This is a genomic window from Pseudomonas sp. 313 (genome assembly GCF_000316965.1).
GTDB lineage: Bacteria > Pseudomonadota > Gammaproteobacteria > Pseudomonadales > Pseudomonadaceae > Chryseomonas > Chryseomonas benzopyrenica.
Genome location: NZ_ANBZ01000024.1, coordinates 283,678 through 308,245, shown reverse-complemented (window position 1 = coordinate 308,245; position 24,568 = coordinate 283,678). Strand labels below are relative to the sequence as shown.

The 24,568-nt window shown below is 65.0% G+C and carries 25 protein-coding genes and 1 other RNA gene; 14 read left to right on the top strand and 12 right to left on the bottom strand.

The window, feature by feature from the left end:
• Nucleotides 1-3 precede the first annotated feature (3 nt).
• The gene (locus tag C722_RS0104850) at nt 4-558 is read right to left on the bottom strand and encodes a UPF0149 family protein (RefSeq protein ID WP_017639429.1); all 555 of its coding nucleotides are present in this window, start codon (nt 556-558) and stop codon (nt 4-6) included.
• A gap of 98 nt (nt 559-656) precedes the next feature.
• Between C722_RS0104850 and C722_RS0104845 the strand changes: the two genes are divergently transcribed.
• The 4 genes from C722_RS0104845 (at nt 657) to C722_RS0104835 (ending at nt 2,074) form a co-directional block, all read left to right on the top strand.
• Nucleotides 657-887 carry a TIGR02449 family protein gene (locus C722_RS0104845; protein ID WP_017639428.1) on the top strand — a complete coding sequence of 77 codons (231 nt, stop codon included), beginning with the start codon at nt 657-659 and terminating at the stop codon, nt 885-887.
• Entirely contained in the window at nt 884-1,192 is a 309-nt protein-coding gene (locus tag C722_RS0104840; protein WP_017639427.1) for a cell division protein ZapA, read from the top strand. The genes C722_RS0104845 and C722_RS0104840 overlap by 4 nt, the downstream gene beginning before the upstream one ends.
• A gap of 59 nt (nt 1,193-1,251) precedes the next feature.
• Nucleotides 1,252-1,429: non-coding RNA, 6S RNA (gene ssrS / locus C722_RS25655), on the top strand.
• A 9-nt stretch (nt 1,430-1,438) separates the two neighbouring features.
• Nucleotides 1,439-2,074 carry a 5-formyltetrahydrofolate cyclo-ligase gene (locus tag C722_RS0104835; RefSeq protein ID WP_017639426.1) on the top strand — a complete coding sequence of 212 codons (636 nt, stop codon included), beginning with the start codon at nt 1,439-1,441 and terminating at the stop codon, nt 2,072-2,074.
• Here C722_RS0104835 and C722_RS26405 read toward each other — a convergent pair.
• Complete coding sequence (locus C722_RS26405) at nt 2,041-2,208, bottom strand: hypothetical protein (RefSeq protein ID WP_017639425.1); 168 nt, start codon at nt 2,206-2,208, stop codon at nt 2,041-2,043. The two genes, C722_RS0104835 and C722_RS26405, sit on opposite strands and share 34 nt — an antisense overlap.
• Nucleotides 2,209-2,390: 182 nt before the next feature.
• On the opposite strand from C722_RS26405, the gene C722_RS0104825 reads away from it, so the two are divergent.
• Nucleotides 2,391-2,846 carry an EVE domain-containing protein gene (locus C722_RS0104825; protein WP_017639424.1) on the top strand — a complete coding sequence of 152 codons (456 nt, stop codon included), beginning with the start codon at nt 2,391-2,393 and terminating at the stop codon, nt 2,844-2,846.
• Nucleotides 2,847-2,852: 6 nt separating this feature from the next.
• Here the strand turns inward: C722_RS0104825 and C722_RS0104820 are convergent, their stop codons facing one another.
• Both C722_RS0104820 and C722_RS0104815 read right to left on the bottom strand, forming a co-directional pair.
• Nucleotides 2,853-3,260, bottom strand: coding sequence for a flagellar basal body-associated protein FliL (locus tag C722_RS0104820; protein WP_017639423.1), 408 nt, complete (start codon nt 3,258-3,260; stop codon nt 2,853-2,855).
• Nucleotides 3,261-3,305: 45 nt separating this feature from the next.
• Complete coding sequence (locus tag C722_RS0104815) at nt 3,306-4,331, bottom strand: DUF5924 family protein (protein WP_017639422.1); 1,026 nt, start codon at nt 4,329-4,331, stop codon at nt 3,306-3,308.
• 190 nt (nt 4,332-4,521) lie between these two features.
• On the opposite strand from C722_RS0104815, the gene glpT reads away from it, so the two are divergent.
• A complete protein-coding gene (gene glpT / locus C722_RS0104810) occupies nt 4,522-5,862 on the top strand; it encodes a glycerol-3-phosphate transporter (RefSeq protein ID WP_017639421.1) in 1,341 nt (446 codons plus the stop codon).
• Nucleotides 5,863-6,009: 147 nt separating this feature from the next.
• Here glpT and C722_RS0104805 read toward each other — a convergent pair whose 3' ends face one another.
• From C722_RS0104805 to C722_RS0104785, 5 genes are all read right to left on the bottom strand, one after another.
• A complete protein-coding gene (locus tag C722_RS0104805) occupies nt 6,010-6,978 on the bottom strand; it encodes a CDP-6-deoxy-delta-3,4-glucoseen reductase (protein ID WP_017639420.1) in 969 nt (322 codons plus the stop codon).
• Between the two features lie 11 nt (nt 6,979-6,989).
• Nucleotides 6,990-8,456 carry a 4-hydroxy-3-polyprenylbenzoate decarboxylase gene (gene ubiD / locus C722_RS0104800; RefSeq protein ID WP_017639419.1) on the bottom strand — a complete coding sequence of 489 codons (1,467 nt, stop codon included), beginning with the start codon at nt 8,454-8,456 and terminating at the stop codon, nt 6,990-6,992.
• Nucleotides 8,457-8,575: 119 nt separating this feature from the next.
• A complete protein-coding gene (gene rho / locus C722_RS0104795; protein WP_017639418.1) occupies nt 8,576-9,838 on the bottom strand; it encodes a transcription termination factor Rho in 1,263 nt (420 codons plus the stop codon).
• A 227-nt stretch (nt 9,839-10,065) separates the two neighbouring features.
• Nucleotides 10,066-10,392, bottom strand: coding sequence for a thioredoxin TrxA (gene trxA / locus C722_RS0104790; RefSeq protein WP_017639417.1), 327 nt, complete (start codon nt 10,390-10,392; stop codon nt 10,066-10,068).
• Between the two features lie 193 nt (nt 10,393-10,585).
• A complete protein-coding gene (locus C722_RS0104785) occupies nt 10,586-11,281 on the bottom strand; it encodes a FadR/GntR family transcriptional regulator (protein WP_017639416.1) in 696 nt (231 codons plus the stop codon).
• Nucleotides 11,282-11,548: 267 nt separating this feature from the next.
• Here C722_RS0104785 and C722_RS0104780 point away from each other — a divergent pair, with 267 nt between their 5' ends.
• From C722_RS0104780 to ppx, 5 genes are all read left to right on the top strand, one after another.
• A complete protein-coding gene (locus C722_RS0104780) occupies nt 11,549-12,331 on the top strand; it encodes a transporter substrate-binding domain-containing protein (protein ID WP_017639415.1) in 783 nt (260 codons plus the stop codon).
• Between the two features lie 3 nt (nt 12,332-12,334).
• Nucleotides 12,335-13,000, top strand: a complete 666-nt coding sequence (locus C722_RS0104775; RefSeq protein ID WP_017639414.1) for an amino acid ABC transporter permease — start codon at nt 12,335-12,337, stop codon at nt 12,998-13,000.
• Complete coding sequence (locus C722_RS0104770) at nt 12,997-13,647, top strand: amino acid ABC transporter permease (RefSeq protein WP_173148739.1); 651 nt, start codon at nt 12,997-12,999, stop codon at nt 13,645-13,647. Before C722_RS0104775 ends, C722_RS0104770 begins: the two co-directional genes overlap by 4 nt.
• Entirely contained in the window at nt 13,634-14,365 is a 732-nt protein-coding gene (locus tag C722_RS0104765; protein ID WP_017639412.1) for an amino acid ABC transporter ATP-binding protein, read from the top strand. Before C722_RS0104770 ends, C722_RS0104765 begins: the two co-directional genes overlap by 14 nt.
• 111 nt (nt 14,366-14,476) lie before the next feature.
• A complete protein-coding gene (gene ppx / locus C722_RS0104760; RefSeq protein WP_026083659.1) occupies nt 14,477-15,976 on the top strand; it encodes an exopolyphosphatase in 1,500 nt (499 codons plus the stop codon).
• 929 nt (nt 15,977-16,905) lie between these two features.
• Here ppx and ppk1 read toward each other — a convergent pair.
• A complete protein-coding gene (gene ppk1, locus C722_RS0104755) occupies nt 16,906-19,125 on the bottom strand; it encodes a polyphosphate kinase 1 (RefSeq protein WP_017639410.1) in 2,220 nt (739 codons plus the stop codon).
• Nucleotides 19,126-19,134: 9 nt separating this feature from the next.
• Nucleotides 19,135-20,157 (bottom strand): porphobilinogen synthase, encoded by a 1,023-nt coding sequence (gene hemB, locus C722_RS0104750; RefSeq protein ID WP_017639409.1) that lies wholly within the window; start codon nt 20,155-20,157, stop codon nt 19,135-19,137.
• Nucleotides 20,158-20,420: 263 nt separating this feature from the next.
• Here hemB and C722_RS0104745 point away from each other — a divergent pair, with 263 nt between their 5' ends.
• Together C722_RS0104745 and C722_RS0104740 are read left to right on the top strand one after the other, a co-directional pair.
• The gene (locus C722_RS0104745) at nt 20,421-20,975 is read left to right on the top strand and encodes a DedA family protein (RefSeq protein WP_017639408.1); all 555 of its coding nucleotides are present in this window, start codon (nt 20,421-20,423) and stop codon (nt 20,973-20,975) included.
• Between the two features lie 121 nt (nt 20,976-21,096).
• Nucleotides 21,097-23,217 (top strand): bifunctional diguanylate cyclase/phosphodiesterase, encoded by a 2,121-nt coding sequence (locus C722_RS0104740; protein ID WP_017639407.1) that lies wholly within the window; start codon nt 21,097-21,099, stop codon nt 23,215-23,217.
• A 17-nt stretch (nt 23,218-23,234) separates the two neighbouring features.
• On the opposite strand, the gene C722_RS0104735 is transcribed toward C722_RS0104740, so the two are convergent.
• Entirely contained in the window at nt 23,235-23,696 is a 462-nt protein-coding gene (locus tag C722_RS0104735; RefSeq protein ID WP_017639406.1) for a YaiI/YqxD family protein, read from the bottom strand.
• A gap of 101 nt (nt 23,697-23,797) precedes the next feature.
• Between C722_RS0104735 and C722_RS0104730 the strand changes: the two genes are divergently transcribed.
• The gene (locus tag C722_RS0104730) at nt 23,798-24,562 is read left to right on the top strand and encodes an SDR family NAD(P)-dependent oxidoreductase (RefSeq protein WP_017639405.1); all 765 of its coding nucleotides are present in this window, start codon (nt 23,798-23,800) and stop codon (nt 24,560-24,562) included.
• Nucleotides 24,563-24,568: the final 6 nt, after the last annotated feature.

Sequence of the window (24,568 nt, the reverse complement as noted above, 5' to 3'; positions counted from 1 at the left end):
CGCTCAGTGCACCACGGGCGCAGGTTCGGGGAGGGGGCCGCGGCCGTACTCGCCATAGAGCAGCAGCGGGGCCACGCGCAGGTATTCGGTGACTTCCATGAAGTCGTTCTCACCCTCTTCGCCTTCCTCGGCGGGCTCCTGGATCTGCGCGATGGCTGCCAGGTCTTCGAGCACCTCGCGCGCCTCGCCGGAGACTTCGCCCGTGCGCCCGGACAGGCCGAAGCCGGCCAGAAAGCCCTGGCACCACTCGCCCAGGGCGGCGGTGCGCTCGACCAGGGAGAATTCGTCCGGTGGCAGCATTAGTACCAGGGCCACCTGCTGGCCGGCGAATTCCTGTTGCACCATGCCCAGCAGCCCCGAGAGCGCCGCCTGCAGACGTTCGCCCGGCGCGCCACCGAGCAGCTCGCTGGCCGCGGCCAGCCAGTCGTTCTCGTCGAAGCCCGCGCCGCCACAGACCCGACCGAGCAGGTGACCGTGGAGTTCGGCGGGCGAGACCGGCAGAGCGGCCTCGGCGAGCAGGGTGGAGAAGGCGGCGTAGGCGGATGCTGAGCTGGACATGGCGTCGAGGTGAGGCGCTGGCTAGAATGAAGCCTTATCCTACGCGCTGACCCCGCCGGCGGCCAATCTCGTTGCACCCTTCTGGAGCTGTAGCCCTCATGAGCGAGTCTCGCGACACGCCCCTCGACGCCGATCTGGAAGCCCTCGGTGACCGTGTGGAGCGCCTGCTCCTGCGGCTTGAGGAATTGCAGCGGCAGAATCGACAACTGCGCCAGGGCGAGCGCAACTGGCGCCAGGAGCGCGCCGAGTTGATCGAAAAGAACGAATTGGCCAGATCGAAGGTCGAAGCGATGATTTTACGCCTGAAAGCTTTGGAGCAGGACTCATGAGCATCGAGACCGTGACCGTCCAGATAATGGAAAAGGAATATCGCATCAGCTGCCCGGCTGACGAGCGCGCCAACCTGGAGAGCACCGCTCGCTACCTGGACGGCAAGATGCGCGAGATCCGCGCCAGCGGCAAGGTCATCGGCGCCGACCGCGTGGCCGTGATGGCCGCCCTCAACATCACCCACGAACTGCTGCACCGCCAGGACGACGTCAGCCTGGAAGTCAGCAGCACCCGCGAGCGGGTCCGCGACCTGCTGGATCGCGTCGACCGCGCCCTGATCACCGAACACGACACCACTGCCTGACCGCCGACCCGGGGATCGGCGGGGGTTTGCATCCTGGCTCAGGGGCGTATACTGGAGGTCACTCTCTGGTGTGTGCGCCAGTCGGTCATGTCCCCGAGCCGATAAGCAACACCCCGGGGGTTGCTCGTAAGACTGGTGTGCATGTCCGCTACGGCGGAAAGCCTAAAGGTCTACGACTTCTCCCACCTTGAACCAAGGGTTCAAGGGCTACACCGGCAGCGGCATTCCGGAGAGCTCATTTCTTCCATGACCACCCCGCCTTCTACCGATCTCAGCAGGCCCGCGCTGCGCAAGCTTCTCCGCCAGCGACGTCGCGCCCTCACCCCCGTACAGCAACGCCAGGCCGCCCGCGAACTGTATCGCCAGCTTGCCCAGCATCCGCTGTTTCGTCGCGCCCGCCATATCGCCTTCTACCTGCCCAGCGATGGCGAGATCGATCCGCGTCCATTGCTCGAAGAAGCCCAGCGCCGCGGCAAGGCCACCTATCTGCCGGTACTCTCCCGCTGGCCACGCACCGCCATGATCTTTCAGCGCGTCGGCCGCGGTGAATCCTGGGTGCGCAATCGCTTCGGCATCGCCGAGCCACGCCCGGATCGGCGCCTGGGTCGACCGACCTGGGCTCTCGGGCTGATCCTGATGCCGCTGGTGGGCTTCGATCCGCAGGGCGGACGCCTGGGCATGGGCAAGGGCTTCTATGACCGCAACCTGGCCTATCTGGCACGCCGGCGGCAATGGCGCAGCCCGCGGCTGATCGGCTGTGCCCATGAATGTCAGAAGGTGGAGCGACTGGCACTGGCGGCCTGGGACGTGCCCATGGCGGCCGTGGTGAGCGATGGCGGCTGGTACGGTCAGCGTACCGGAGAGACTTCCCGCGCCGGCTGAGCGTCGCTGGTGTAGCGAGCGTATTGCTGCTGGTTCTGGCGCTGCTCCCAGAAGCTCTGGGTATACCCGGTGGTGACCACGCCCAGGGTAAAGATCAGGACCAGCACCCACAACAGATCAGGTTTGCGTTTCATCGAACTGGGCCACCCCCTTGCTGGCACCTTTGGGCAGGACAGGACGTCGCCCTGTTATGCTCAGCGCGTACGATCAGACTACATCCGGAATGCGCGGCATTCTGCGACAAGCGGTCGCCCCTTGCAATCGACCAGACCCCTTCCTGGAAGCTCCCGAGCCTCCATTCGTCAGGAGACGAACCGTGGCCTGCTGGCTGTTGAAATCCGAGCCCGATGAGTTCTCACTGGACGACTTGCAACGCCTGGGCCAGGCGCGTTGGGACGGCGTGCGCAATTACCAGGCACGCAACTTCCTGCGCGCCATGAAACCCGACGAGCTGTTCTTCTTTCATCATTCGAGTTGCGCCGAACCGGGCATCGCCGGCATCGGCCGGATCGTGGGCGAAGCCTTCGCCGACCCCACTGCCCTCGACCCGGAAAGCCCCTACCATGCGCCCAAGGCCAGCGCCGCAGACAATCCCTGGACGGCGCGCCAGGTGGCCTTCGTCGAGGCCTTTCCGCGAGTGCTGAGCCTACCGCGCCTGCGCCAGTTGCCGGCACTCGCCGACTTCGCCCTGCTGCGCAAGGGCAATCGTCTGTCGGTGATGCCGGTCTGCGCCGAGGAGTGGGCGGCGATCGTCGCCGCGGCCCGCGCCTGACCGCGCTCAGGGCTGGATGATCAGGTTGTTGAACAGCAGGTCTTCCACCAGGGGCTTGCCTTCCTCCTGGGTGAGCACGTTCTGCACCTGCTTGAGCGCCTCCTGGCGCAGTTTTTCGCGGGCTTCCACGCCGGCCAGGGTCTCGTCGGTCTGCTGGGCGAAGAGCATCACCAGCTGATTGCGGATCAGCGGCTCGTGGAACTCGACCTTATCCTTGGCTTCCTTGCCGGTCATCATCAGGGCGATGTCGGCCTTGTAGTACTTGAGCTTGGGCCCGCTGCCATAGTTGCCGACCAGGGCCGGAGTCAGGTTGTAGAATTCGGTCTTGGGGGCCTCCCCTTCCTTTTTCTCTTCGTTCGCCCAGGCAGTGAAGGCCAGGCAGAAGGACAACAAAACGGCGGCGACGGCTTTCACGGCGAATCCTCTAGAGATGGATGGCTGCAGCATAGCCAGCGGAATTCAAGGGGTCACCTCGAACCTGAGGGTTCCGATCACCTGGCCGACGTCCGTCACCACTTGCACCTGCCAACGGCCGGTCACGTCGCCGGGAAAGTTCTGTTTGTGGGTCCAGGCGCGATAACCGGCCTCGCGACCGCCGCTGATATCCAGGGGAATCCGATCCACCTCCCGACCGGCATGACGCCAGACATGGTAGATACGCTCGTTCAGGCCACGCGGTGCGTTGATGGCGGTGAAGGCATAGAGCCCCTGGGCGCGCAGCTGGGCGCTGCTCAGGCTCTTCACCGCATCGCCGGGCTGGCGCTTGAGGCTGTCGAAGTTGGTGCTCATGCCCATGTCGGTCAGCCACAGGGTGGCCGGCGGCACCCAGGCGCGCCCCAGCCAGCCAAAGGCGCCGATGGCCAGGCACAGGCCCAGCAGCCCCAGCCAGCGCCAGCCCAGGCGTACCCGGAAGGCCACCGCCAGACTGGGAAAGGACAGCAGCACGGCGACGCCCAGGGCCAGTTCGTAGCTCTGGGTAGTGGTCAGGTGCAGGATGATCGGTAGCGCCGTGAGCAGTACCGCGAACAGCGTCAGGGTGTGATAGCTGAGAAATACCCAGCGCCGCGGCGCCAGGGTCTTGTAGTAGAGCGGATCGATGATGGACACCAGGGCGGCCGCGCCAAGCAGTCCGGTGAACAGCGCCTGGCCGCTGTTCCAGGCCGTGGTGATGGCAAAGAACGGCAGGCAGAAGAACAGACTTTCCTGGTGGATCAACTGGGTGGCGTAGCGTAGCAGCGGTGGTGGCAATTCCCAGCCGAAACGGCGGCTGACCCAGCCCCGCAGCACGTTTTCCAGCATCAGCCAGACCCAGCTCGCCAGCATGATCACCGCCATCACCGGGGCGAAACCCTTCTGCCGGTCCACCAGCAGGAAGCTGCAGATCCCCGAGATGAAGCCGGCCAGGGCGATCAATCGCGGATAGCGCTCGAACAGGGTGGTGATCAGGGTCAGGGCGCGGGAGGACAGGACTTTCCAGGCAGGCATGATGACTCGTGAAAACGGCAGCAAAGACGCGCCACCCTAGGCGCGCAACCCGTACAGATCAAGGGGGAATCCGGGCACCCACTGCCACAGGGCGGAAAAGCCTATGCAGGCTGTAATATCATTGTAATATTCGAAAACGAACCTGGAATGTTCGCTTTCGATTAATACCTATAACAATACCGAGGCTCCCATGCTTGGAATCTTCGCCCCTGCGGCCCATCGCACGCCGCTGCCCGCCGATCGCATCGATCCCGTCTACCGCCGTCTCCGCTGGCAGATCTTCGCCGGGATCTTTATCGGCTATGCCGGCTACTACCTGCTCCGCAAGAACTTCTCGCTGGCCATGCCCTATCTGGTGGAGCAAGGCTACAGCCGGGGTGAACTGGGCGTGGCGCTGTCCGCGGTGGCCATCGCCTACGGCCTGTCCAAGTTCCTCATGGGGCTGGTCTCGGACCGCTCCAATCCACGCTATTTCCTGCCCTTCGGGCTGGTGATGTCGGCGCTGGTGATGCTGCTGTTCGGATTCGCACCCTGGGCCACCTCCAGTGTCAGCATCATGTTCGTCCTGCTGTTCCTCAACGGCTGGTTCCAGGGCATGGGCTGGCCGCCCAGCGGTCGCACCATGGTGCACTGGTGGTCGCAGAAGGAGCGTGGCGGGGTGGTCTCGGTGTGGAACGTCGCCCACAACGTCGGCGGCGGCCTGATCGGCCCGCTGTTCCTGCTCGGCCTGGCCTGGTTCAACGACTGGCACGCCGCCTTCTATGTCCCGGCCGTGGTGGCTCTGGCGGTGGCGGTCTTCGCCTTCATCGCCATGCGCGATACCCCGCAGTCCTGCGGCCTGCCATCGGTGGAACACTGGAAACAGGACTTCCCCGAGGGCTACAGCGAAGGTCACGAACGCGAATTCTCCACCAAGGAGATCTTCGTCGAGTACGTGCTGAAGAATCGCCTGCTCTGGTACATCGCCTTTGCCAACGTCTTCGTCTATCTGCTGCGCTATGGCGTGCTGGACTGGGCCCCCACCTACCTCAAGGAAGCCAAGCACTTCTCGGTGGACAAGACCTCCTGGGCCTACTTCTTCTACGAATGGGCCGGCATCCCCGGGACCCTGCTCTGCGGCTGGCTCTCGGACAAGCTGTTCCGCGGTAACCGCGGCGCCACCGGGGTGGTGTTCATGCTCGGCGTACTGGTCGCCACCCTGGTCTATTGGCTCAACCCGGAAGGCAATCCCGGTGTCGATCTGGCGGCCCTGGTATCCATCGGCTTCCTGATCTACGGCCCGGTGATGCTGATCGGCCTGCAGGCGCTGGAGCTGGTGCCCAAGAAGGCCGCCGGCACCGCCGCGGGCTTCACCGGCCTGTTCGGCTATCTGGGCGGTTCGGTGGCGGCCAACGCCCTGGTGGGCTACACCGTGGACCACTTCGGCTGGGATGGTGGCTTCATGCTGCTGGTCGGCTCCTGCGTCCTGGCCATCGTCTTCCTGGCGATGACTCTGAGACACACCGGCATGGTGGCCAAGGCGGCGCAGTAGCGCCGATTGCCCAGGATGGATGACGGCACAGCCTCATCCACTCTGGGTCCTGGTCGAAAACGCTTTGTGCTTTTCGATCAATCGCGGCCATGGGCCGCTCCTACAGGTAGAGCTTACCCGTAGGAGCGGCCCATGGCCGCGATAGACTCACCCCCGCGGCGCGTAGGCGAAGACGTCGGCGCGCATCTGGTGCGCGTCCATGCCGGCGTCCACCAGGGCATCCAGGGTGGCATAGACCATCGCCGGTGAGCCGCTGGCATAGACGTGCAGCCCGCCCAGGTCAGCGAAATCCGCGCGCACCACCTCGTGCAACAGACCGCAGCGCCCTTCCCAGCCACAGGCCTCGCTCACCACCCGGTTCAGGGTGAGATTGGGCAGTTCCGCCCAGGCGTCCCAGGCCTCGATGGCATAGAAGTCGTCCGGCGTGCGCACGCCCCAATAGAGGTGCACCGGATGAGCGAAGCCCCGGGTACGGGCGTCTTCGATCAGGCTGTGCATCTGGGCCATGCCGGTCCCGGCGGCGATCAGCACCAGGGGGCCAGCTGGCAATTCGGCCAGATGGGCGTCGCCATAGGGCAACTCGACCTGGGCCATGCCCCTGCTTTCCAGTTGCGCCAGCAGCGCCTGGCTGCTGGCCTCGCGGGCCAGCACGTGCAATTCCAGCTCACGCCCCTGGTGGGGCGCCGAGGCCAGGGAAAAGGCCGATTGCTTGCCGTCATCGCGCTGGATCAACAGGTACTGACCGGCGTGATAGCGCGGCGCCCGGCCGGCCGGCGCGCGCAGGCGCACCCGGCGGACATCACCCCCCACGTCATCCAGGGCAACCACCTGACAGGCCAGCTGACGCACCGGCAACTCACCGGGCGCCAGGACGCCATCCCACTGCAGCAAGCAATCGCTGAGCGGTACCGCCACGCAGACATAAACCTCGCCGTGATCGACGGTCTTTCCGTGCTGGGTGACCTGCCCCTCCACCAGCAGCGCGGCGCAGAGCTGGCAGTTGCCGTTGCGGCAGCTGTGCGGTCCGCTGTAGCCGAGACGCTGCGCGGCGGCCAGGATGGCTTCGCCGGGCTGGGTTTCCAATACCGCACCCGAGGGCTGCAGGGTGACCTTCATCGTCGTCTCCGTTAATCGATCCCGAGACTGGACCACATCTCGTCCACCCGTTTGACCACCGCTTCGTCCTTGACGATCGCCCGCCCCCACTCACGCGTGGTTTCGCCCGGCCACTTGTGGGTGGCATCCAGGCCCATCTTCGAGCCCAGGCCGGAGATCGGCGAGGCGAAGTCCAGGTAGTCGATGGGGGTGTTGTCGATCATCACGGTGTCGCGCTTGGGATCCATGCGCGTGGTGACCGCCCAGATGACATCGTTCCAGTCGCGGGCATTGATGTCGTCGTCGGTGACGATCACGAACTTGGTGTACATGAACTGCCGCAGGAACGACCAGACACCCAGCATCACCCGCTTGGCATGGCCCGGGTACTGCTTCTTGATGGTCACCACCGCCATGCGGTAGGAGCAGCCTTCCGGCGGCAGGTAGAAGTCGACGATTTCCGGAAACTGCTTTTGCAGGATGGGCACGAAGACTTCGTTGAGCGCCACGCCGAGGATGGCCGGCTCGTCCGGCGGTCGTCCGGTGTAGGTGCTGTGATAGATGGGGTCGCGCCGGCGGGTGATGCGCTCCACGGTAAAGACCGGGAAGGTATCGACCTCGTTGTAGTAGCCGGTATGGTCGCCATAGGGGCCTTCCGGCGCCGTCTCACCCGGATGGATGACCCCTTCCAGCACGATTTCGGCGCTGGCCGGCACCTGCAGGTCGTTGCCCACGCACTTGATCAGCTCGCTGCGACTGCCGCGCAGAAGGCCAGCGAAGGCGTATTCGGACAGGGTATCAGGCACTGGCGTGACCGCACCGAGGATGGTGGCCGGATCCGCGCCCAGGGCCACGGCCACCGGATAGGGCTGGCCGGGATGCTTCTGGCACCACTCGCGGAAATCCAGGGCACCGCCACGGTGGCTCAGCCAGCGCATGATCAGCTTGTTGCGGCCGATGACCTGCTGGCGATAGATACCGAGGTTCTGGCGCTCCTTGTTGGGCCCGCGGGTGACGGTCAGGCCCCAGGTGATCAACGGCGCCACGTCGCCCGGCCAGCAGTGCTGGATCGGCAGCTTGCCTAGATCGACCGCCTCGCCTTCTTCGATCACCTCCTGGCAGGGAGCGTCCTTGAGGACCTTGGGCGCCATGCTGATGACCTTCTTGTAGATCGGCAGCTTCGACCAGGCATCCTTCAGGCCCTTGGGCGGCTCGGGCTCCTTGAGGAAGGCCAGCAGTTTGCCGATCTCGCGCAGGGCGCCGACGTCCTCGGCGCCCATGCCCAGCGCCACGCGCTGGGGCGTACCGAACAGGTTACCCAGCACAGGCATGGAAAAGCCCACGGGATTCTCGAACAGCAGCGCCGGGCCCTGCTTGCGCAAGGTGCGGTCGCAGATTTCGGTCATCTCGAGGATCGGCGAGACCGGGGCGGTCACGCGCTTCAGTTCACCACGCTGCTCCAGGCTGCGGATGAAGTCACGCAGATCTCGGTATTGCATGCGGCCTCTTGGCGCTGGGGAAAGTCTGGCAGTCTACCGCCTGAGTCGCGCATCGAGAAAGCATTGGCCCAGAAACGCGAAAGGCCGGGATTTCCCCGGCCTTTGCATGCGACGGCGCCTTACTTGCTGCGCTTCATCGAATCGAAGAACTCGTTGTTGGTCTTGGTCTGACGCAACTTGTCGAGGAGGAATTCGATGCCGGCGATCTCATCCATCGGATGCAGGATCTTGCGCAGGATCCACATGCGCGACAGCTCTTCCTCGTCGGTGAGCAGCTCTTCGCGGCGGGTGCCGGACTTGTTGATGTTGATGGCCGGGAAGACGCGCTTCTCGGCGATCCGACGCTCCAGGGGCAGTTCCATGTTGCCGGTGCCCTTGAATTCCTCGTAGATCACCTCGTCCATCTTCGAGCCGGTTTCCACCAGCGCGGTGGCGATGATGGTCAGGCTGCCGCCTTCTTCGATGTTACGGGCGGCGCCGAAGAAGCGCTTGGGCTTCTCCAGGGCATGGGCGTCGACACCACCGGTGAGCACCTTGCCGGAGCTGGGGATCACGGTGTTGAAAGCCCGCGCCAGACGGGTGATGGAATCCAGCAGGATGACCACGTCCTTCTTGTGCTCGACCAGGCGCTTGGCCTTCTCGATCACCATGTCGGCGACCTGCACGTGGCGGGTCGGCGGCTCGTCGAAGGTGGAGGCCACCACTTCACCGCGCACGGTGCGCTGCATCTCGGTCACTTCCTCGGGACGCTCGTCGATGAGCAGCACGATGAGGTAGCACTCGGGATTGTTGCGGGTGATGTTGGCCGCGATGTTCTGCAGCATGATGGTCTTGCCGGCCTTGGGCGGCGCGACGATCAGACCGCGCTGACCCTTGCCGATGGGGGCGCAGAGGTCGATGACCCGACCGGTGAGGTCTTCGGTGGAGCCGTTGCCGGCTTCCATGGTCAGGCGCTTGTTGGGGAACAGGGGCGTGAGGTTCTCGAACAGCACCTTGTTCTTGGCGTTTTCCGGCCGGTCGAAGTTGATGGTGTCGACCTTGAGCAACGCGAAGTAGCGCTCGCCCTCTTTCGGCGGACGAATCTTGCCGATGATGGTATCGCCGGTGCGCAGGTTGAAGCGGCGGATCTGGCTGGGGGAGACATAGATGTCGTCGGGACCGGCCAGGTAGGAGGAGTCGGCGCTACGCAGGAAGCCGAAGCCGTCCTGCAGGATCTCCAGCACGCCATCTCCGGAAATCTCGTCGCCACCTTTCGCATGCTTCTTGAGCAGCGCGAAGATGATGTCCTGCTTGCGGGACCGGGCCATGTTTTCCAAGCCCGCGGCATCCGCCATTTCCAACAGTTCCGTGATGGGCTTTTGCTTGAGTTCGGTCAGATTCATAGACGTATGTTGACGTGAGAAGAGGCGAAGGAGGGAATCGAGCTGAGCGGTCGGATGCGAGATTAGCTTCGCGGGATGCGTTCTGAAGAGGAGAACTGACGGCTGCAGCAGATGAGAAGACGACCCGCTGATGGGGTCGTGGGCTGGAATCTAGCACCTGCATGGGTGCTCGTCCAGCCGTCCAGGCATAAAAAAGCCCCGCATGGCGGGGCTTTCGACTGGATTCCTCAGACGTTAGCGTCGAGGAAGGCGGCCAGTTGCGACTTGGACAGGGCGCCGACCTTGGTGGCCTCGACCGCGCCGTTCTTGAACAGCATCAGGGTCGGGATGCCACGCACGCCGTACTTGGGCGGGGTGTCCTGGTTTTCATCGATGTTCAGTTTGCAGACCTTGAGCTTGCCCTGGTAATCCTTGGCGATCTCGTCCAGGACCGGGGCGATCATCTTGCACGGACCGCACCATTCGGCCCAGTAGTCGACCAGCACGGGGCTGTCGGACTTCAGCACGTCCTGCTCGAAGCTGGCGTCGCTGACGTTGGTGATGTATTCGCTCATTGACTCTCTCCGAATTCGGGTGCGACTTGAAGTATGGCCATGATAGCCCTGCTGCCGTCACTTCGAAAGCATTCGAACATTGATGGTGACTATGACGGGCATTGATGGCAGAGGCAGCTCACGATCCGGCGAGCCGGCGATAGGGTCTTTTTAGTACCGTTTGACCACCGCGCCGCCGATCATGGACAGCTGGTTAGACAGCGGGCACCGGGAAAGGGGTTCCACTGCGCAGCGCCGCATTGCGAATATGTTCGCGCATGGCCTTTTGCGCCGCTGCCGGCGAGCGGCGACTCAGGGCCCGAAGGATACGCCGGTGTTCCTGCCAGGTTTCCAGTGCCCGCTCGGGCCGGACGAAGGGCAGCTTCTGACTTTCGTGAAAGCGCTCGGGGCTGGTGGTGATCACTGCCAGCATGGCCGGATTGTCCGCGGCCAGCAGCAGCTGGCGATGGAAATCGAAGTCCAGCGCGGCCGCTTCTTCCAGCTCATTGGCCCGCAGCGCCCGGTGCAGGGCAGCGAGATTGACCTCCAGGCGATCCAGGTCGGCGGGGCCCAGGGTAACGGCGGCCAGACCGGCCGCGAAGCCTTCGAGGGCAAAGCGCAGCTGGAAGACATGGGCGGCGGCGACCTCGCCAGCGAAGGGCCAGTGTCCGTCCGCCGTGCTCGCCGTCTCCTGGACATAGACCCCACGTCCAGGCTGCACGCTGACCAGGCCCAGGGCACTGAGGGTGGACAGCGCCTCGCGCAGGGAGGCGCGACTCACCCCCAGCCGCTCGGCCAGCTCACGCTGCGCCGGGAGCGCCGCGCCGGGGGCATAGCCTTCGGTCTCGATCAGCCGGCGAATGGCGTCGACGGCATATTGGGGTACGGCGCGGGTGGCAGCGAAGGGCATGGGGTGGTCAGGCCAGTCAGTCCGGAAGTTCGCCTTTTATGCCGATTTTCCCGCCAGTTCAAGCCTGGCCCCATGGCGGAGCACAGGGCGGTAAGCGCGCACCAAAGCGGCCCACACCCAAAGCAGAGGTCTGCTTAGCCACCAGCGAACTGTTCAGACCAGTAAGACCAATCCTCAGGTCTGACGGCCCTCGCGCCCGTCTGGCCAGGGACTGGCACATGAAATGCACTGGGCATAGCCATCCCATCCTGCTTCCGGAGTCTCGTCATGCTCAAGCGCTGGACCGCCCTCTCCCTGCTCGCCCTGGGCCTGACCGCCCTGCACACCCCCGTCCAGGCCGACCAGCTGGCCGATATCCAGCAGCGCGGCACGGTGCGCATCGCCGTGCCCCAGGACTTTCCGCCCTTCGGCACCGTGGGCCCCGACCTCAAGCCCCGCGGCCTGGACATCGACACCGCCCAGTTGGTCGCCGACAAGCTGGGCGTCAAGCTGGCGCTGACCCCGGTCACCAGCACCAACCGCATCCCCTTCCTGACCACCGGCAAGGTGGACATGGTCATCTCCAGCCTGGGCAAGAATCCCGAGCGCGAACAGGTCATCGACTTCACCAAGCCCTATGCGCCTTTCTTTCTCGGCGTCTTCGGCGCCAAGGGCAGCGGCCTGAGCACGCCCGAAGAGCTAGCCGGCAAGACCATCGCCGTGACCCGCGGCGGTATCGAGGACATGGAGCTGAGCAAGGTGGCGCCCAAGGAGGCGGTGATCAAGAGATTCGAGGATAACAACGCCACCATCGCTGCCTATCTCGCCGGCCAGACCGAATTCATCGCCAGCGGCAGCTCGGTGATGGCTTCCATCGCCGAGAAGAAGCCCGAGCGCGCGCCGGAAATGAAGCTCACCCTGAAGAATTCGCCCAACTACATCGGCCTGGCCAAGCACGAACCGGCACTCAAGGCCAAGCTGGACAGCATCATCGACGCCGCTCGCGCCGACGGCAGCCTGGATCGCCAGGCCGAGAAATGGCTGGGCCAGCCGCTGCCCAAGGACATGTAAGGCATGGCCTATCAGTTCGACTTCCAGCCGGTCCTGCAGCAGGGTGACCTGCTGCTCAAGGGCGCCCTCTTCACCCTGGAGCTGACCGCCATTGGCGCGGTGCTGGGCATCGGCCTGGGCATCCTGGGCGCGGTCTGCCGCGCCTGGCAGCTCAAGCCCTTCGACCGGGTGTTCGGCGTCTATGTCGAGCTGATCCGCAACACGCCCTTTCTGATCCAGCTGTTCTTCATCTTTTTCGGCCTGCCCTCGCTGGGGGTGCACATCAGCGAATGGCAGGCGGCGGTGCTGGCCATGGTGATCAACCTGGGCGCCTACTCCACGGAGATCATCCGTGCCGGCATCCAGGCGGTACCCAAGGGCCAGCTGGAAGCCGCCGCGGCCCTGGCCATGACCCGCGCCGAGACCTTTCGCCACGTGATCCTCAGGCCCGCCCTGGCCAAGGTCTGGCCGGCGCTGTCGAGCCAGGTGGTGATCGTGATGCTGGGTTCGGCGGTCTGCTCGCAGATCTCCACCGAGGAGCTGACCTTTGCCGCCAACTTCATCCAGTCGCGCAACTTCCGCGCCTTCGAAACCTATCTGCTGACCACCGTGCTCTATCTGGTCATGGCCATCGGCGTACGCCAGCTGCTGCACTGGATCGGTCGGCGCTTCATCCAGGGAGGCCGCTGATGGACTTCACCCTCTGGGACATCGTCCGCAACCTGGGCACCGGGCTGTACTGGACCTTTGTCCTCTCGCTGGCGGCCTTTGCCGGCGGCGGTCTGGCCGGCCTGCTGGTGCTCTGGGCACGACTGTCGCCGCTGCGGACGCCACGCACGCTGGCGCGCCTGCACATCGAGCTGTTCCAGGGCACGCCACTATTGATGCAGCTGTTCCTGGTGTTCTTCGGCGTCTCGCTGCTGGGGCTGGAGATTCCCGCCTGGCTGGCTGCCGGCGTGGCCCTGACCCTGTTCACCAGCGCCTACCTCGCCGAGATCTGGCGCGGCTGCGTCGAGGCCATTCCCCATGGCCAGTGGGAAGCCTCGGAAAGCCTGGCCCTGACCCGCTTCGAGCAGTTGCGCCACGTCATCCTGCCGCAGGCCCTGCGCATCGCCGTGGCGCCTACCGTGGGCTTCTCGGTACAGGTGGTCAAGGGCACCGCGGTGACCTCCATCATCGGCTTCACCGAGCTGACCAAGATCGGCGGCATGCTCGCCAATGCCACCTACCAGCCCTTCACCGTCTACGGCCTCGCCGCCCTGGGCTACTTCCTCCTCTGCTACCCCCTGTCGCTGGCCGCGCGCTGGCTGGAAAGGAGACTGCATGCCGCTGCTTAGAGTGACCGCCCTGCACAAACACTATGGCAATCACCATGTGCTCAAGGGCATCGACCTGACCGTCGAGGAAGGCCAGGTGGTGGCCATCATCGGCAAGAGCGGCTCGGGCAAGAGCACCCTGCTGCGCACCCTGAACGGTCTGGAGTCGATCAACGACGGCGTCATCGAGGTGGATGGCGAGTACCTGGACGCCGCGCGGGTCAATCTGCGTTCCCTGCGGCAAAAGGTCGGCATGGTCTTCCAGCAGTTCAACCTCTTCCCGCACCTCACGGTGGGCGAGAACGTGATGCTGGCGCCCCAGGTGGTCAAGAAGACGAGCAAGGACGAGGCCCACGCCCTGGCCCGACAGATGCTCGACCGGGTCGGCCTGGCGGAAAAATTCGACAGCTATCCGGATCGGCTGTCCGGCGGCCAGCAGCAGCGGGTGGCCATCGCCCGCGCCCTGGCCATGTCGCCCAAGGTACTGCTGTGCGACGAGATCACCTCGGCGCTGGACCCTGAGCTGGTCAACGAGGTGCTGGCGGTGGTCAAGCAACTGGCCAGCGAAGGCATGACCTTGATCATGGTCACCCACGAGATGAGATTCGCCCGCGAGGTGGGCGACAAGCTGGTGTTCATGCATCAGGGCAAGGTGCATGAAAGCGGCCATCCCCAGGCGTTGTTCGCCCAGCCGCAGACCCCGGAACTGGCCCAATTCATCGGTCAAGTGGCCTCCTGAGCCGAAAAACCCCATTTTTTCTGCCACTTTGCGCAACCGTCACCGCTGTGCGCTTGAAGCCGTCACCGGCTAGCTGGCACGATGGCGCGGTTTATCGCCGAGAGCCTCCAGATGCAGCCTTCGCCAGCCGAACCCCACGAACTGATCGCCGCCATCGACCTGGGCTCGAACAGCTTTCATATCGTCCGGGCACGCAATTTCCACGGGGAGATCCGCATCCTTGAGCGGCTGGGCGAAAAGATCCAGCTGGCCGCCGGCCTGGACGACTCGCGCCTGCTCAGCGAAGAGGCCATCCAGCGTGGCCTGGACTGCCTGCGCCGCTTCGCCCAGCTGATCGCCGGCATGCCGCGCGGCGCCGTGCGGGTGGTGGGCACCAACGCCTTGCGCGAGGCACGCAATCGCGCCGAATTCATCCAGCGCGCTGAAGCCGTGCTCGGCCATGCGGTCGAGGTCATCTCCGGTCGCGAAGAGGCGCGTCTCATCTACCTGGGCGTGTCCCACTCCATGCCCGATGTGCCCGGGCGTCGCCTGGTCACCGATATCGGCGGCGGCAGCACCGAATTCATCATCGGCCAGCGCTTCGAAACCCTGCAGCGCGAGAGTCTGCAGATGGGCTGCGTCAGCTTCACCAAGCGTTTCTTCGCCGACGGCAAGATCACCGCCGCCCAGTACGCCCGTGCCTATACCGCCGCGCGTCTGGAATTGATGAACATCGACCAGGGTCTGCGCGAGATGGGCTGGCACCAGGCCCTTGGCGCCTCCGGCACCATTCGCGCCGTGGCTCTGGCGATCCAGGCCGCCGGTCGCGGCACTGGCGAGATCACCCCGGACGGCATCGAGTGGCTCAAGCGCAAGCTGCTCAAGCAGGGCGACATCAACCTGCTCAACATCGACGGCGTGAAGCCGGATCGGCGCGCCATCCTGCCCGGCGGCCTGGCCATCCTCGAAGCCCTGTTCAAGGCCCTGGAACTGCAGGAGATGCACCTCTCCGAAGGCGCCCTGCGCGAAGGGGTCCTTTACGACATGATCGGCCGGCACAGCCATGAGGACGTGCGCGAACGCACCCTCAAGGGCCTGGCCGAGCGCTACCACGTCGATCAGCGCCATGCTGAGCGGGTGGAAAAGCGCGCCCTGAAGTCCCTGGCACAGGTCGCCGAGGCCTGGGCCCTGACCGACGAGAACCATGCCGAACTGCTGCGCTGGGCGGCGCGCCTGCATGGCGTGGGGCTGGACATCGCCCACTACCAGTACCACAAGCACGGTGCCTACCTGATCGAGCACTCGGACCTGCCCGGCTTCTCCCGCCGCGATCAACAGGCCCTGGCTCTGCTGGTACGCGGCCATCGCCGCAACATCCCCTTGGAGCGCCTGCAGGAGCTCGGCCCGGAAGGCGAGCCGCTGCTGCGCCTGACCCTGCTGCTGCGCTTCGCCATCCTCTTCCACCACATCCGCCACAAGAGCATCCCGGACGTCCAGCTCAGCGCCGGCGAGCGCAGCCTGGACGTGCAGTTCCCCGACGGCTGGCTGGAGGAAAATCCCCTGACCCAAGCCGACTTCGAACTGGAAGCCCAGTGGCTGGAGCGGGTGGGGTATCGGTTGAGCGTGCGCTGAGGGGATTTTTCGTAGGTTGGGCTGAGCGCCAGCGAAGCCCAACTGTTGGCTTTTCACCGCCCTAACTGATTATCGTGTTTTGTTGATGGCTCTTGTTTCGCCTGGCCGGCGACTTACTTTTCTTTGCTTGTGCAAAGAAAAGTAAGCAAAAGAAAGCACACCCCAACAGTTCGGCCCTACGCTGCGCTCCGGGTCCCCTCGTCCCGGCGCCGTGGCGGGGGCACGGCACGAAGGGGCCTCCTGCCCCTCGCGCCTTGCTCGGCGTCCTGCCTCGCAACCCCCGCCACGACACCGGAACTCGGCCTCACTGACGGGGACGGGGCGCCAGCCGGAGGCCACAGTGTTTACAGAGAGAACTAGAGCGGATTCGTAGCGTGGAAAACCGCGCAGCGTTTTCCACAGGTGAATACCGACGTCATCAGTGGACAAGACTTGGCTGTTGTCCACGCTACTAGTCGGCTCTGGTTTTTCAACCAAAACTTTCAGGCTGGCGAAATCGCCCCGTTCAGGAGGACGAACCCTAGCGTCGTGGAGTGGGTCGAGCCGCATGGATGCGGCGAGAGGCCTAACGGGCCATGGACGGCCCGTGCAGGCCGACCCCGGAACGGCGCTGGGGTGAGCGAAACGTAGCGTAGCGAAGTAACAGCCGCAGGCTGGCCCGAAGGGCGAGCAACGCGAGTCACCCGAGGCGCAGCGGAGGGCCGGATGTCCGGGGCAAGCGTTTTTGGTTACTTTTGTCCGGGGCGCGCAGCTGCGACTGGCAAAAGTGACTCGCCCGGGTGGGCGAAACAAGAGCAATCTGCAGAGTTCGATAAGCAGCTATGGCACCAATAAAGCCGAGCTGAAGTACCGCAACGTTGGGCTTCGCTGGCGCTCAGCCCAACCTACGGAACGGTCAGGGCCCATGGCGGCATGGGCCCGAAACTCCCTCAGCGGGTATTCACCACCGGACTGGCCAGCCGCTCCAGCAGCGTCGCCTGCACGCTACGGGCGTTCTGGTTGCCGGTCGGCGACTGCCGCACGTAGCTGCCGTCTTCCTGCAGCACCCAGGCCTGGGTGTTGTCGGTGAGGTAGCTTTCCAGCTCCTTCTTGACCCGGCTGATGAGCTTCTTGCCTTCCACCGGGAAGCAGGTCTCGACGCGCATGTCGAGGTTGCGCTCCATCCAGTCGGCGCTGGAGAGATAGAGCTTCTCGTCGCCGCCGTTGAGGAAGTAGTAGATGCGGCTGTGCTCCAGGAAGCGGCCGATGATGGAGCGCACCTGGATGTTGTGGGACACGCCCGGTACGCCCGGACGCAGGCAGCACATGCCGCGCACCACCAAGTCGATCTTCACCCCGGCCTGGCTGGCCTTGTAGAGGGCGCGGATGACCTTGGGATCGGTGAGGCCGTTGACCTTGGCCATGATCTGCGCCGGGCGCCCCTCGCTGGCCGCCACCGCTTCGCGGTTGATCATCTCCAGCAGGTTCTTCTTCAGGGTGAAGGGCGCGTGCAACAGCTTCTTCATGCGCAGGGTCTTGCCCATGCCGATCAGCTGGTTGAACAGCTTGTGCACGTCCTCGGTGAGGGCCACGTCGGCGGTCAGCAGGCTGTAGTCGGTGTACAGCTTGGCGTTGCCGGCGTGGTAGTTGCCGGTGCCCAGGTGGGCATAGCGGCGCAGCTCGCCGTTCTCGCGGCGCAGGATCAGCATCATCTTGGCGTGGGTCTTGAAGCCCACCACGCCATAGATGACCACGGCGCCGGCCTGCTGCAGGCGGCTGGCCAGCTGCAGGTTGGACTCCTCGTCGAAACGCGCGCGCAATTCGATGACCGCGGTCACCTCCTTGCCGCTACGCGCCGCGTCCACCAGGGCATCGACGATCTCGGAGTTGGCGCCGCTGCGGTAGAGCGTCTGCTTGATCGCCAGGACGTTGGGGTCCTTGGCCGCCTGGCGCATCAGGTCGATCACCGGGGTAAAGGACTCGAAGGGGTGCAGCAGCAGCACATCGAGCTTGCCCAGCACGTTGAAGAGGTTGTCCTTCTTCTGCAGCAGCTTGGGAATGGTCGGGGTGAAGGGGGCGTTCTGCAGCTCCGGGTGGCTGTCCAGGCCGGTGATGGAAAACAGCCGGGTCAGGTTGACCGGGCCGTTGACCTTGTACAGCTCGTTTTCGCCCAGGCCGAACTGCTTGAGCAGGTAGTCGGTGAGGTGTTTCGGGCAGATGTCCACCACCTCGAGCCGTACCGCATCGCCATAGCGCCGAGAGAACAGCTCGCCGCGCAGGGCGCGGGCCAGGTCTTCGACATCCTCGGTGTCCACCGAGAGATCGGCGTTACGGGTCAGACGGAACTGGAAGCAGCCCTTGACCTTCATGCCGGGGAACAGATCGTCGGCATGGGCGTGGATCATCGAGGACAGGAAGACGTAGTTGTCCCCGGGACCGGCGACTTCCTCCGGCACCCGGATGATCCGCGGCAGCAGGCGCGGCGCCGGGATGATGGCCAGGCCCGAGTCGCGGCCGAAGGCGTCCATGCCCTCCAACTCGACGATGAAGTTGAGGCTCTTGTTCACCAGCAGCGGGAAGGGGTGGGTCGGATCCAGGCCGATGGGGGTGATGATGGGCGCGATCTCGTCGCGGAAGAACTTGCGCACCCAGGCCTTGATCTTGACGTCCCAGTAACGCCGACGGATGAAGCGGATCTGCTGCTCGGCCAGGGCCGGCAGCAGCACGTCATTGAGGATGGCGTACTGCCGCTCCACCTGGCCGTGGACGATGTCGCTGATGCGCGCCAGCGCCTGGTGCGGCAGCAGGCCGTCGGCGCCGGCCTGCTCACGGGCGAAGGTGATCTGCTTCTTCAGGCCCGCCACGCGGATCTCGAAGAACTCGTCCAGGTTGCTGGAAAAGATCAGCAGGTACTTGAGCCGTTCGAGCAGCGGATAGGATTCGTCGAGGGCCTGCTCCAGCACCCGGATGTTGAACTGCAGCTGCGACAACTCGCGATGGATGTAGAGGCTGCTGTCATCCACATTGGCCGCCGGCACGCTAGGCACGGCCGGCAATTCGGCGGGGGCCGGCACCTCGGCGTCCAGCGCCAGCGTCTCTTCCGTGGATTCTGGAGACTCGGCGGCGACGGACTGTTGCAGATCGGTTTCGACGAAATCCTGGCTACTCATTGAAGCTCCTTAGGAACGCGAAGGCCCCTGGCAAAGTTGTTGGGCGGCGCGCTTGGCGAAATAGGTGAGGATGCCGTTGGCCCCGGCACGCTTGAAGGCCAAGAGCGACTCGAGGATGACGGCGTCGGACAGCCAGCCGTTCTGGATCGCGGCCATGTGCATGGCGTACTCGCCGCTCACCTGGTACACGAAGGTCGGCACGCGGAATTCCTCGCGGACCCGGCGGACGATGTCCAGATAGGGCATGCCCGGCTTGACCATCACCGAGTCGGCACCCTCGGCCAGATCGCCGGCGATCTCGTGCAGGGCCTCGTCGCTGTTGCCCGGATCCATCTGGTAGGTGGCCTTGTTGCCCTTGCCCAGATTGGCGGCCGAGCCGACGGCGTCGCGGAACGGCCCATAGTAGGCACTGGCGTACTTGGCCGAGTAGGCCATGATCTGCACGTTGTGATAACCGGCGTCTTCCAGGGCGGCACGGATGGCGCCGATGCGACCGTCCATCATGTCCGAGGGCGCGATCACCTGGGCCCCGGCGGCGGCGTGGGACAACGCCTGCTTGACCAGCACCTCGACCGAGATGTCGTTGAGCACGTAGCCGCGCTCGTCGAGGATGCCGTCCTGGCCGTGGGTAGTGAAGGGATCCAGGGCCACGTCGGTGATCACCCCCAGCTCGGGGAAGTGTTCGCGCAAGGCACGGGTGGCGCGCTGGGCGATGCCGTCGGGGTTGTAGGCTTCGGCACCGTCCAGGGACTTGCGCTCGGTAGGGGTGACCGGGAACAGGGCGACCGCGGGGATTCCCAGGGCCACCAGCTCGGCGGCCTCTTCCAGCAGCAGGTCGATGGACAGCCGCTCGACGCCAGGCATCGAGGGGATCGCCTCGCGGCGGCCTTCACCGTCGAGCACGAAGACCGGCAGGATCAGGTCATCCACCGTCAGCACATGCTCGCGCATCAACCGACGGGAAAATTCGTCACGGCGCTGACGACGCATGCGAGTGGCAGGATAGCTACGGTTGATGGGGGTAAAACTCACGATCGACTCCCGGACCCGGATCACGGGTCAGTGTGAGGGGTTATAGGCCACAATCATGACCGATTGGTAACAACGGATGACAATATGGTGTGCCTATAGGTGCTATCCAAGGCAGACGCCGGCTGGACCCGGCGTGACACAGAGTCGCATGGAAATCGCGGACTGACCGTCTGGCACCCGGCGGACGGAAGTTCGTCACACTTTCTTTCCAGACGCCAACCGGGGTAGGCTGCGCCATCCTTATCCACCTCGTGTAGCGCCGAATGCTCCAGCAATTCCTCCACGATTTCGGCTATTTCGCCCTTTTTCTCGGTACTTTTTTCGAGGGCGAAACCATTCTGGTGCTGGCCGGCTTTCTTGCCTTTCGCGACTACATGAACATCCAGACGGTCATCCTGGTCGCCTTCTGCGGCAGCTACGCCGGCGATCAGCTCTGGTATTTCCTCGGCCGCCGCCACGGGCGCAAACTGCTGGCGCGCAAACCCAAATGGGAAGCCGCTGGCGAGAAGGCCCTGGCGCATATCCGGCGCCACCCGGATCTCTGGGTGCTCAGCTTTCGCTTCGTCTATGGCCTGCGCACGGTGATGCCGGTGGCGATCGGCCTGTCGGGTTATCCCCCGGCGCGCTACCTGATCCTCAATGGCATCGGCGCCATTGTCTGGGCCACGGTGCTAGGCTATGCCGCCTACCACTTCGGTGCCGTCCTCGAAGGCGTGCTGGGCAATCTCAAGCGCTATGAACTGATGGTGCTGGGCGGTCTGGTAGTCATCGGGCTGCTGCTCTGGCTGTGGCGACGCAGCCGTACGCCCAAGACCTGATTGCCAGCCAGCTCTTTACTCGGTACGTCTATCGAAACCGGATTAAAGGCTCGGTCAGCGCTGCCGATGCCCTGAGCATCAACCTCTTTCAACGCCCCGTGCGGCAAGCTGGCGATCGAGCATGCTGAACTTCTCCACCTTGCTTCCCCCCGGCCATCAGATCCTGGCTGCCAACGAGTACGAAAGCGTACTCGTGGTCCTGTCGTACCTGATTGCCAGCGCCGCTGGCTATACCGCCCTGGCCATGGCCGACTGGGTCACCAATAGCCGCTCCCGTCGCGGCAGCGAGCTGGCCAAGCTGATCGGCGCCATCGCCCTGGGCGGCGGCATCTGGTCGATGCACTTCCTCGCCATGCTGTCGTTCAAGATCGGCATCCATGTGCACTACGCGCCGTGGCAGACCCTGGCCTCGTTGCTGATCGCCATCGCCGTGTCCTACACGGTCATGCATCTGATCGGGCGTGAATCCCTCACCGCACCTCAGTACCTGCTCGCCGCCCTGGCTGCCGGCCTGGGCATCGCGACCATGCACTACACCGGCATGCTGGCCATGCAATCGGTTGCCGTACAGCTCTATGATCCGCTGCTGGTGGTGGTCTCGGTGATGATCGCCAGCCTCGCCTCCCTGGGCGCCCTGCTGCTGGCCTTCCGCCTGCGTGGCAGGACCGGTATCAGGACCTTCTGGCTGCGCCTGCTGGGCAGCCTGGCCCTGGGCTTCGCCATCGTCTCCATGCACTTCACCGGCATGGCCGCCCTCACCCTGGCCGTACCCATCGGCTTCGAACCCGACGGCCTGGCGGAAGTGAATCAGCACCTGGAGCTGGGCATGGGCATCGCCCTCGGCACCCTGTTCATCATCATGGTCGGCCTGCTCGCGGCCTGGGCCGGCGAACGCTTCCATGCCCAGCGCCTGCGGCTGGAGCGGGTCTCGACCACCCTCGATCAGATCACCCTGCACGATCCCCTCACCCACCTGCTCAACGGCGGCAGCTTCATCCAGACCGTCGACCGGGCCATCGGCCAGGCCCGCACCGGTGAGCAGTTCGCCCTGCTGATGCTGGACATCGACCACTTCAAGCGTATCAACGACAGCCTCGGCCATGCCCTGGGCGATGAACTGCTGATCCAGATGGCGCAACGGATCCGCGCGGTCCTCGACAACGACCTGCCACTGGCCCGCTATGCCGGTGACGAATTCAGCCTGCTGCTGCCCCTCGGTCAGCGCGGCGACAGCCAGCCCTTGGCCATGCGCCTGCTGGAGCAGTTGCGACCGCCCTTCGAGCTGGCTGGACAGCGTATCGCCATGACCTTCAGCCTGGGTATCGCCCACTATCCCCAGGACGGTGCCAATGCCGGCCAGTTGCTGCGCAGTGCGGGCCTGGCGGTCGGCCATTGCAAGCGCAGCGGGCGCAATCGCAGCCAGAGATTCACCACCGAACTCCAGCGCGATGCCGACGACCTGCTCAGCCTGGAGATGGACCTGCGCCATGCCCTGAGCCAGGGCGGCCTGCATGTGGCCTATCAGCCCATCGTCGATCCCGCCGGTGCTCCGGTGGCCCTGGAGGCCCTGGTCCGCTGGCAGCATCCGGTGCTGGGTCCGCTGAGTCCCGAGCGCTTCGTCCGCGTCGCCGAGGAGACCGGCTTGATCGCCGACCTGGATGGCTGGGTCATGCGCCAGGCCTGCGCCGATTTGGCCCAGCTGCATCGCGAAGGCCATGCGGCCCTACGGGTATCGGTAAATTGCTCGGCGCTGAATCTGAGCGATCGGCTGCTGCCTCAAGCCATTGCCCGGACGCTGCAGGCCGAGGATCTGCCGGCGTCGGCACTGATTCTCGAGGTGACCGAGAATGCGCTGATGCACAGCCTCAACGTCGCCGTCGAGGTGCTCAACGAAATCCGTACCCTGGGCGTGCGGGTGTCCATCGACGATTTCGGCAGCGGCTATTCGTCCCTGGCCTACCTGAGCCGGCTGCCCGTGGATTCGCTCAAGGTGGATCGTGCCTTCGTCCGCACCATTCCCAAGCAGAGCAACGACATGGCCATCGCCGCGGCGATCATCGCCATGGCCCACAAGCTGGGCCTCAATGTCGTCGCCGAAGGGGTGGAAACCGTCGAGCAACGCCAGTTCCTGCAGGCCAATGACTGCAACTTCATGCAGGGCTACCTGTTCGGGCGACCCATGCCGTTGCCGCACTTGCGCACCTGGCTGCAGCAATCCGCCATCGCGTCCGTGCCGGCCTAGCCGGCTGCAGATCGCAGCTAGCCCGCGGCGCTGCGCTGGAGGCGGGTGATCAGCCGATCCAGGGCATTGGCGAAGGCCTGGCGATCACGCTCACCATAGCCGGCCTGGCCCCCACCCATCTGCCCCTGGTCGCGTAGATCGGTCATCAGGTTGCGCATGGCCAGGCGCTGGCCCATGTTGCGCTCATCGAATTCCTGGCCACGCGGATCAAGGGCGGCCACGCCCTTCTTCACCAGCCGGTCGGCCAGGGGGATGTCGCTGCAGATCACCAGGTCACCCGGCTGCGCCTGCTCGACCAGGTGGTCGTCGGCGGCATCCGGTCCGCTGGGGACCACCACCAGGCGTACGCAGGCGAAGGGCGGCTTGATCTGCGGCTGACCGGCCACCAGCACCACCTCCAGCTTGCGCTTGAGGGCGAATTTGCAGACCAGCTCCTTGGCGGCGCGTGGACAGGCATCGGCATCGATCCACAGGATCACGAGGGATTTCTCCGGCAAAAGCCCAGGATACCGCGCCGCGGCGACGCACCCCAGCGCAGCGGTGCGGTCGGACAGGGATAGCGATCGGATTGGAGCTCCCCATGACCTTCTGGCAACGCCTGGAGCGACCTGCCCAGGCGCTGGTGTATGGCGCCACCGGCGGCCTTGGCCTGGCCCTGTGCGAGCAGCTGCTGGCCCGCGACGACGTCGCGCGGGTCTGGGCCTGCGCGCGCCACGCCGAGACGTATGAGGCCCTGGCCGCACTGGCACGGCGACATGGCCCGCGGCTGTGCCGACTCGACCTCGATCCGTTGGCCGCAACCGACGTGGCGGCCCGGCTGGCGGCCGAGACGCCACGCCTGGATCTGCTGCTGTGCGCCTCTGGGCTGCTGCAGGGCGAGCGGGCGCGCGCCGAGAAGAGCCTGGCGCAGGTGGACCAGGCCGGACTGCTGGAAAGCTATCTGGCCAATGCCGTGCTGCCGCTGCTGCTGATCCGCCAGCTGACGCCGCTGCTCAAGGGCCAGCACCCCTGTCAGATCGCCGCGCTCTCGGCGCGGGTCGGCTCCATCGGCGACAATCATCTGGGTGGCTGGTACGGCTATCGGATGGCCAAGGCCGCGCTCAACCAGGGACTGCGCTGCGCCAGCATCGAACTCGCCCGGCTCAACCCTCAGAGTTGCGTGCTGGCCCTGCACCCCGGCACCACCGACACGGCCTTGTCCCGCCCCTTCCAGGCGCGGGTACCGGTAGACAAGCTGTTCACGCCCGCCTATGCGGCCGAGCGACTGCTGGAGGTGCTGGCCGCGCGCACGCCGGCCGAAACCGGCAGTTTCTGGGATTGGCAGGGGCACCCGGTAGTCTGGTAGCGCCTC

Excerpts from the sequence above, each read along its gene's own strand:
- C722_RS0104850 (WP_017639429.1), bottom strand. The coding sequence starts at position 558 with ATGTCCAGCTCAGCATCCGCCTACGCCGCCTTCTCCACCCTGCTCGCC.
- C722_RS0104845 (WP_017639428.1), top strand. The coding sequence starts at position 657 with ATGAGCGAGTCTCGCGACACGCCCCTCGACGCCGATCTGGAAGCCCTC.
- C722_RS0104840 (WP_017639427.1), top strand. The coding sequence starts at position 884 with ATGAGCATCGAGACCGTGACCGTCCAGATAATGGAAAAGGAATATCGC.
- C722_RS0104835 (WP_017639426.1), top strand. The coding sequence starts at position 1,439 with ATGACCACCCCGCCTTCTACCGATCTCAGCAGGCCCGCGCTGCGCAAG.
- C722_RS26405 (WP_017639425.1), bottom strand. The coding sequence starts at position 2,208 with ATGAAACGCAAACCTGATCTGTTGTGGGTGCTGGTCCTGATCTTTACC.
- C722_RS0104815 (WP_017639422.1), bottom strand. The coding sequence starts at position 4,331 with ATGCCTGCCTGGAAAGTCCTGTCCTCCCGCGCCCTGACCCTGATCACC.
- glpT (WP_017639421.1), top strand. The coding sequence starts at position 4,522 with ATGCTTGGAATCTTCGCCCCTGCGGCCCATCGCACGCCGCTGCCCGCC.
- C722_RS0104805 (WP_017639420.1), bottom strand. The coding sequence starts at position 6,978 with ATGAAGGTCACCCTGCAGCCCTCGGGTGCGGTATTGGAAACCCAGCCC.
- ubiD (WP_017639419.1), bottom strand. The coding sequence starts at position 8,456 with ATGCAATACCGAGATCTGCGTGACTTCATCCGCAGCCTGGAGCAGCGT.
- rho (WP_017639418.1), bottom strand. The coding sequence starts at position 9,838 with ATGAATCTGACCGAACTCAAGCAAAAGCCCATCACGGAACTGTTGGAA.
- trxA (WP_017639417.1), bottom strand. The coding sequence starts at position 10,392 with ATGAGCGAATACATCACCAACGTCAGCGACGCCAGCTTCGAGCAGGAC.
- C722_RS0104785 (WP_017639416.1), bottom strand. The coding sequence starts at position 11,281 with ATGCCCTTCGCTGCCACCCGCGCCGTACCCCAATATGCCGTCGACGCC.
- C722_RS0104780 (WP_017639415.1), top strand. The coding sequence starts at position 11,549 with ATGCTCAAGCGCTGGACCGCCCTCTCCCTGCTCGCCCTGGGCCTGACC.
- C722_RS0104775 (WP_017639414.1), top strand. The coding sequence starts at position 12,335 with ATGGCCTATCAGTTCGACTTCCAGCCGGTCCTGCAGCAGGGTGACCTG.
- C722_RS0104765 (WP_017639412.1), top strand. The coding sequence starts at position 13,634 with ATGCCGCTGCTTAGAGTGACCGCCCTGCACAAACACTATGGCAATCAC.
- ppx (WP_026083659.1), top strand. The coding sequence starts at position 14,477 with ATGCAGCCTTCGCCAGCCGAACCCCACGAACTGATCGCCGCCATCGAC.
- ppk1 (WP_017639410.1), bottom strand. The coding sequence starts at position 19,125 with ATGAGTAGCCAGGATTTCGTCGAAACCGATCTGCAACAGTCCGTCGCC.
- C722_RS0104745 (WP_017639408.1), top strand. The coding sequence starts at position 20,421 with ATGCTCCAGCAATTCCTCCACGATTTCGGCTATTTCGCCCTTTTTCTC.
- C722_RS0104740 (WP_017639407.1), top strand. The coding sequence starts at position 21,097 with ATGCTGAACTTCTCCACCTTGCTTCCCCCCGGCCATCAGATCCTGGCT.
- C722_RS0104730 (WP_017639405.1), top strand. The coding sequence starts at position 23,798 with ATGACCTTCTGGCAACGCCTGGAGCGACCTGCCCAGGCGCTGGTGTAT.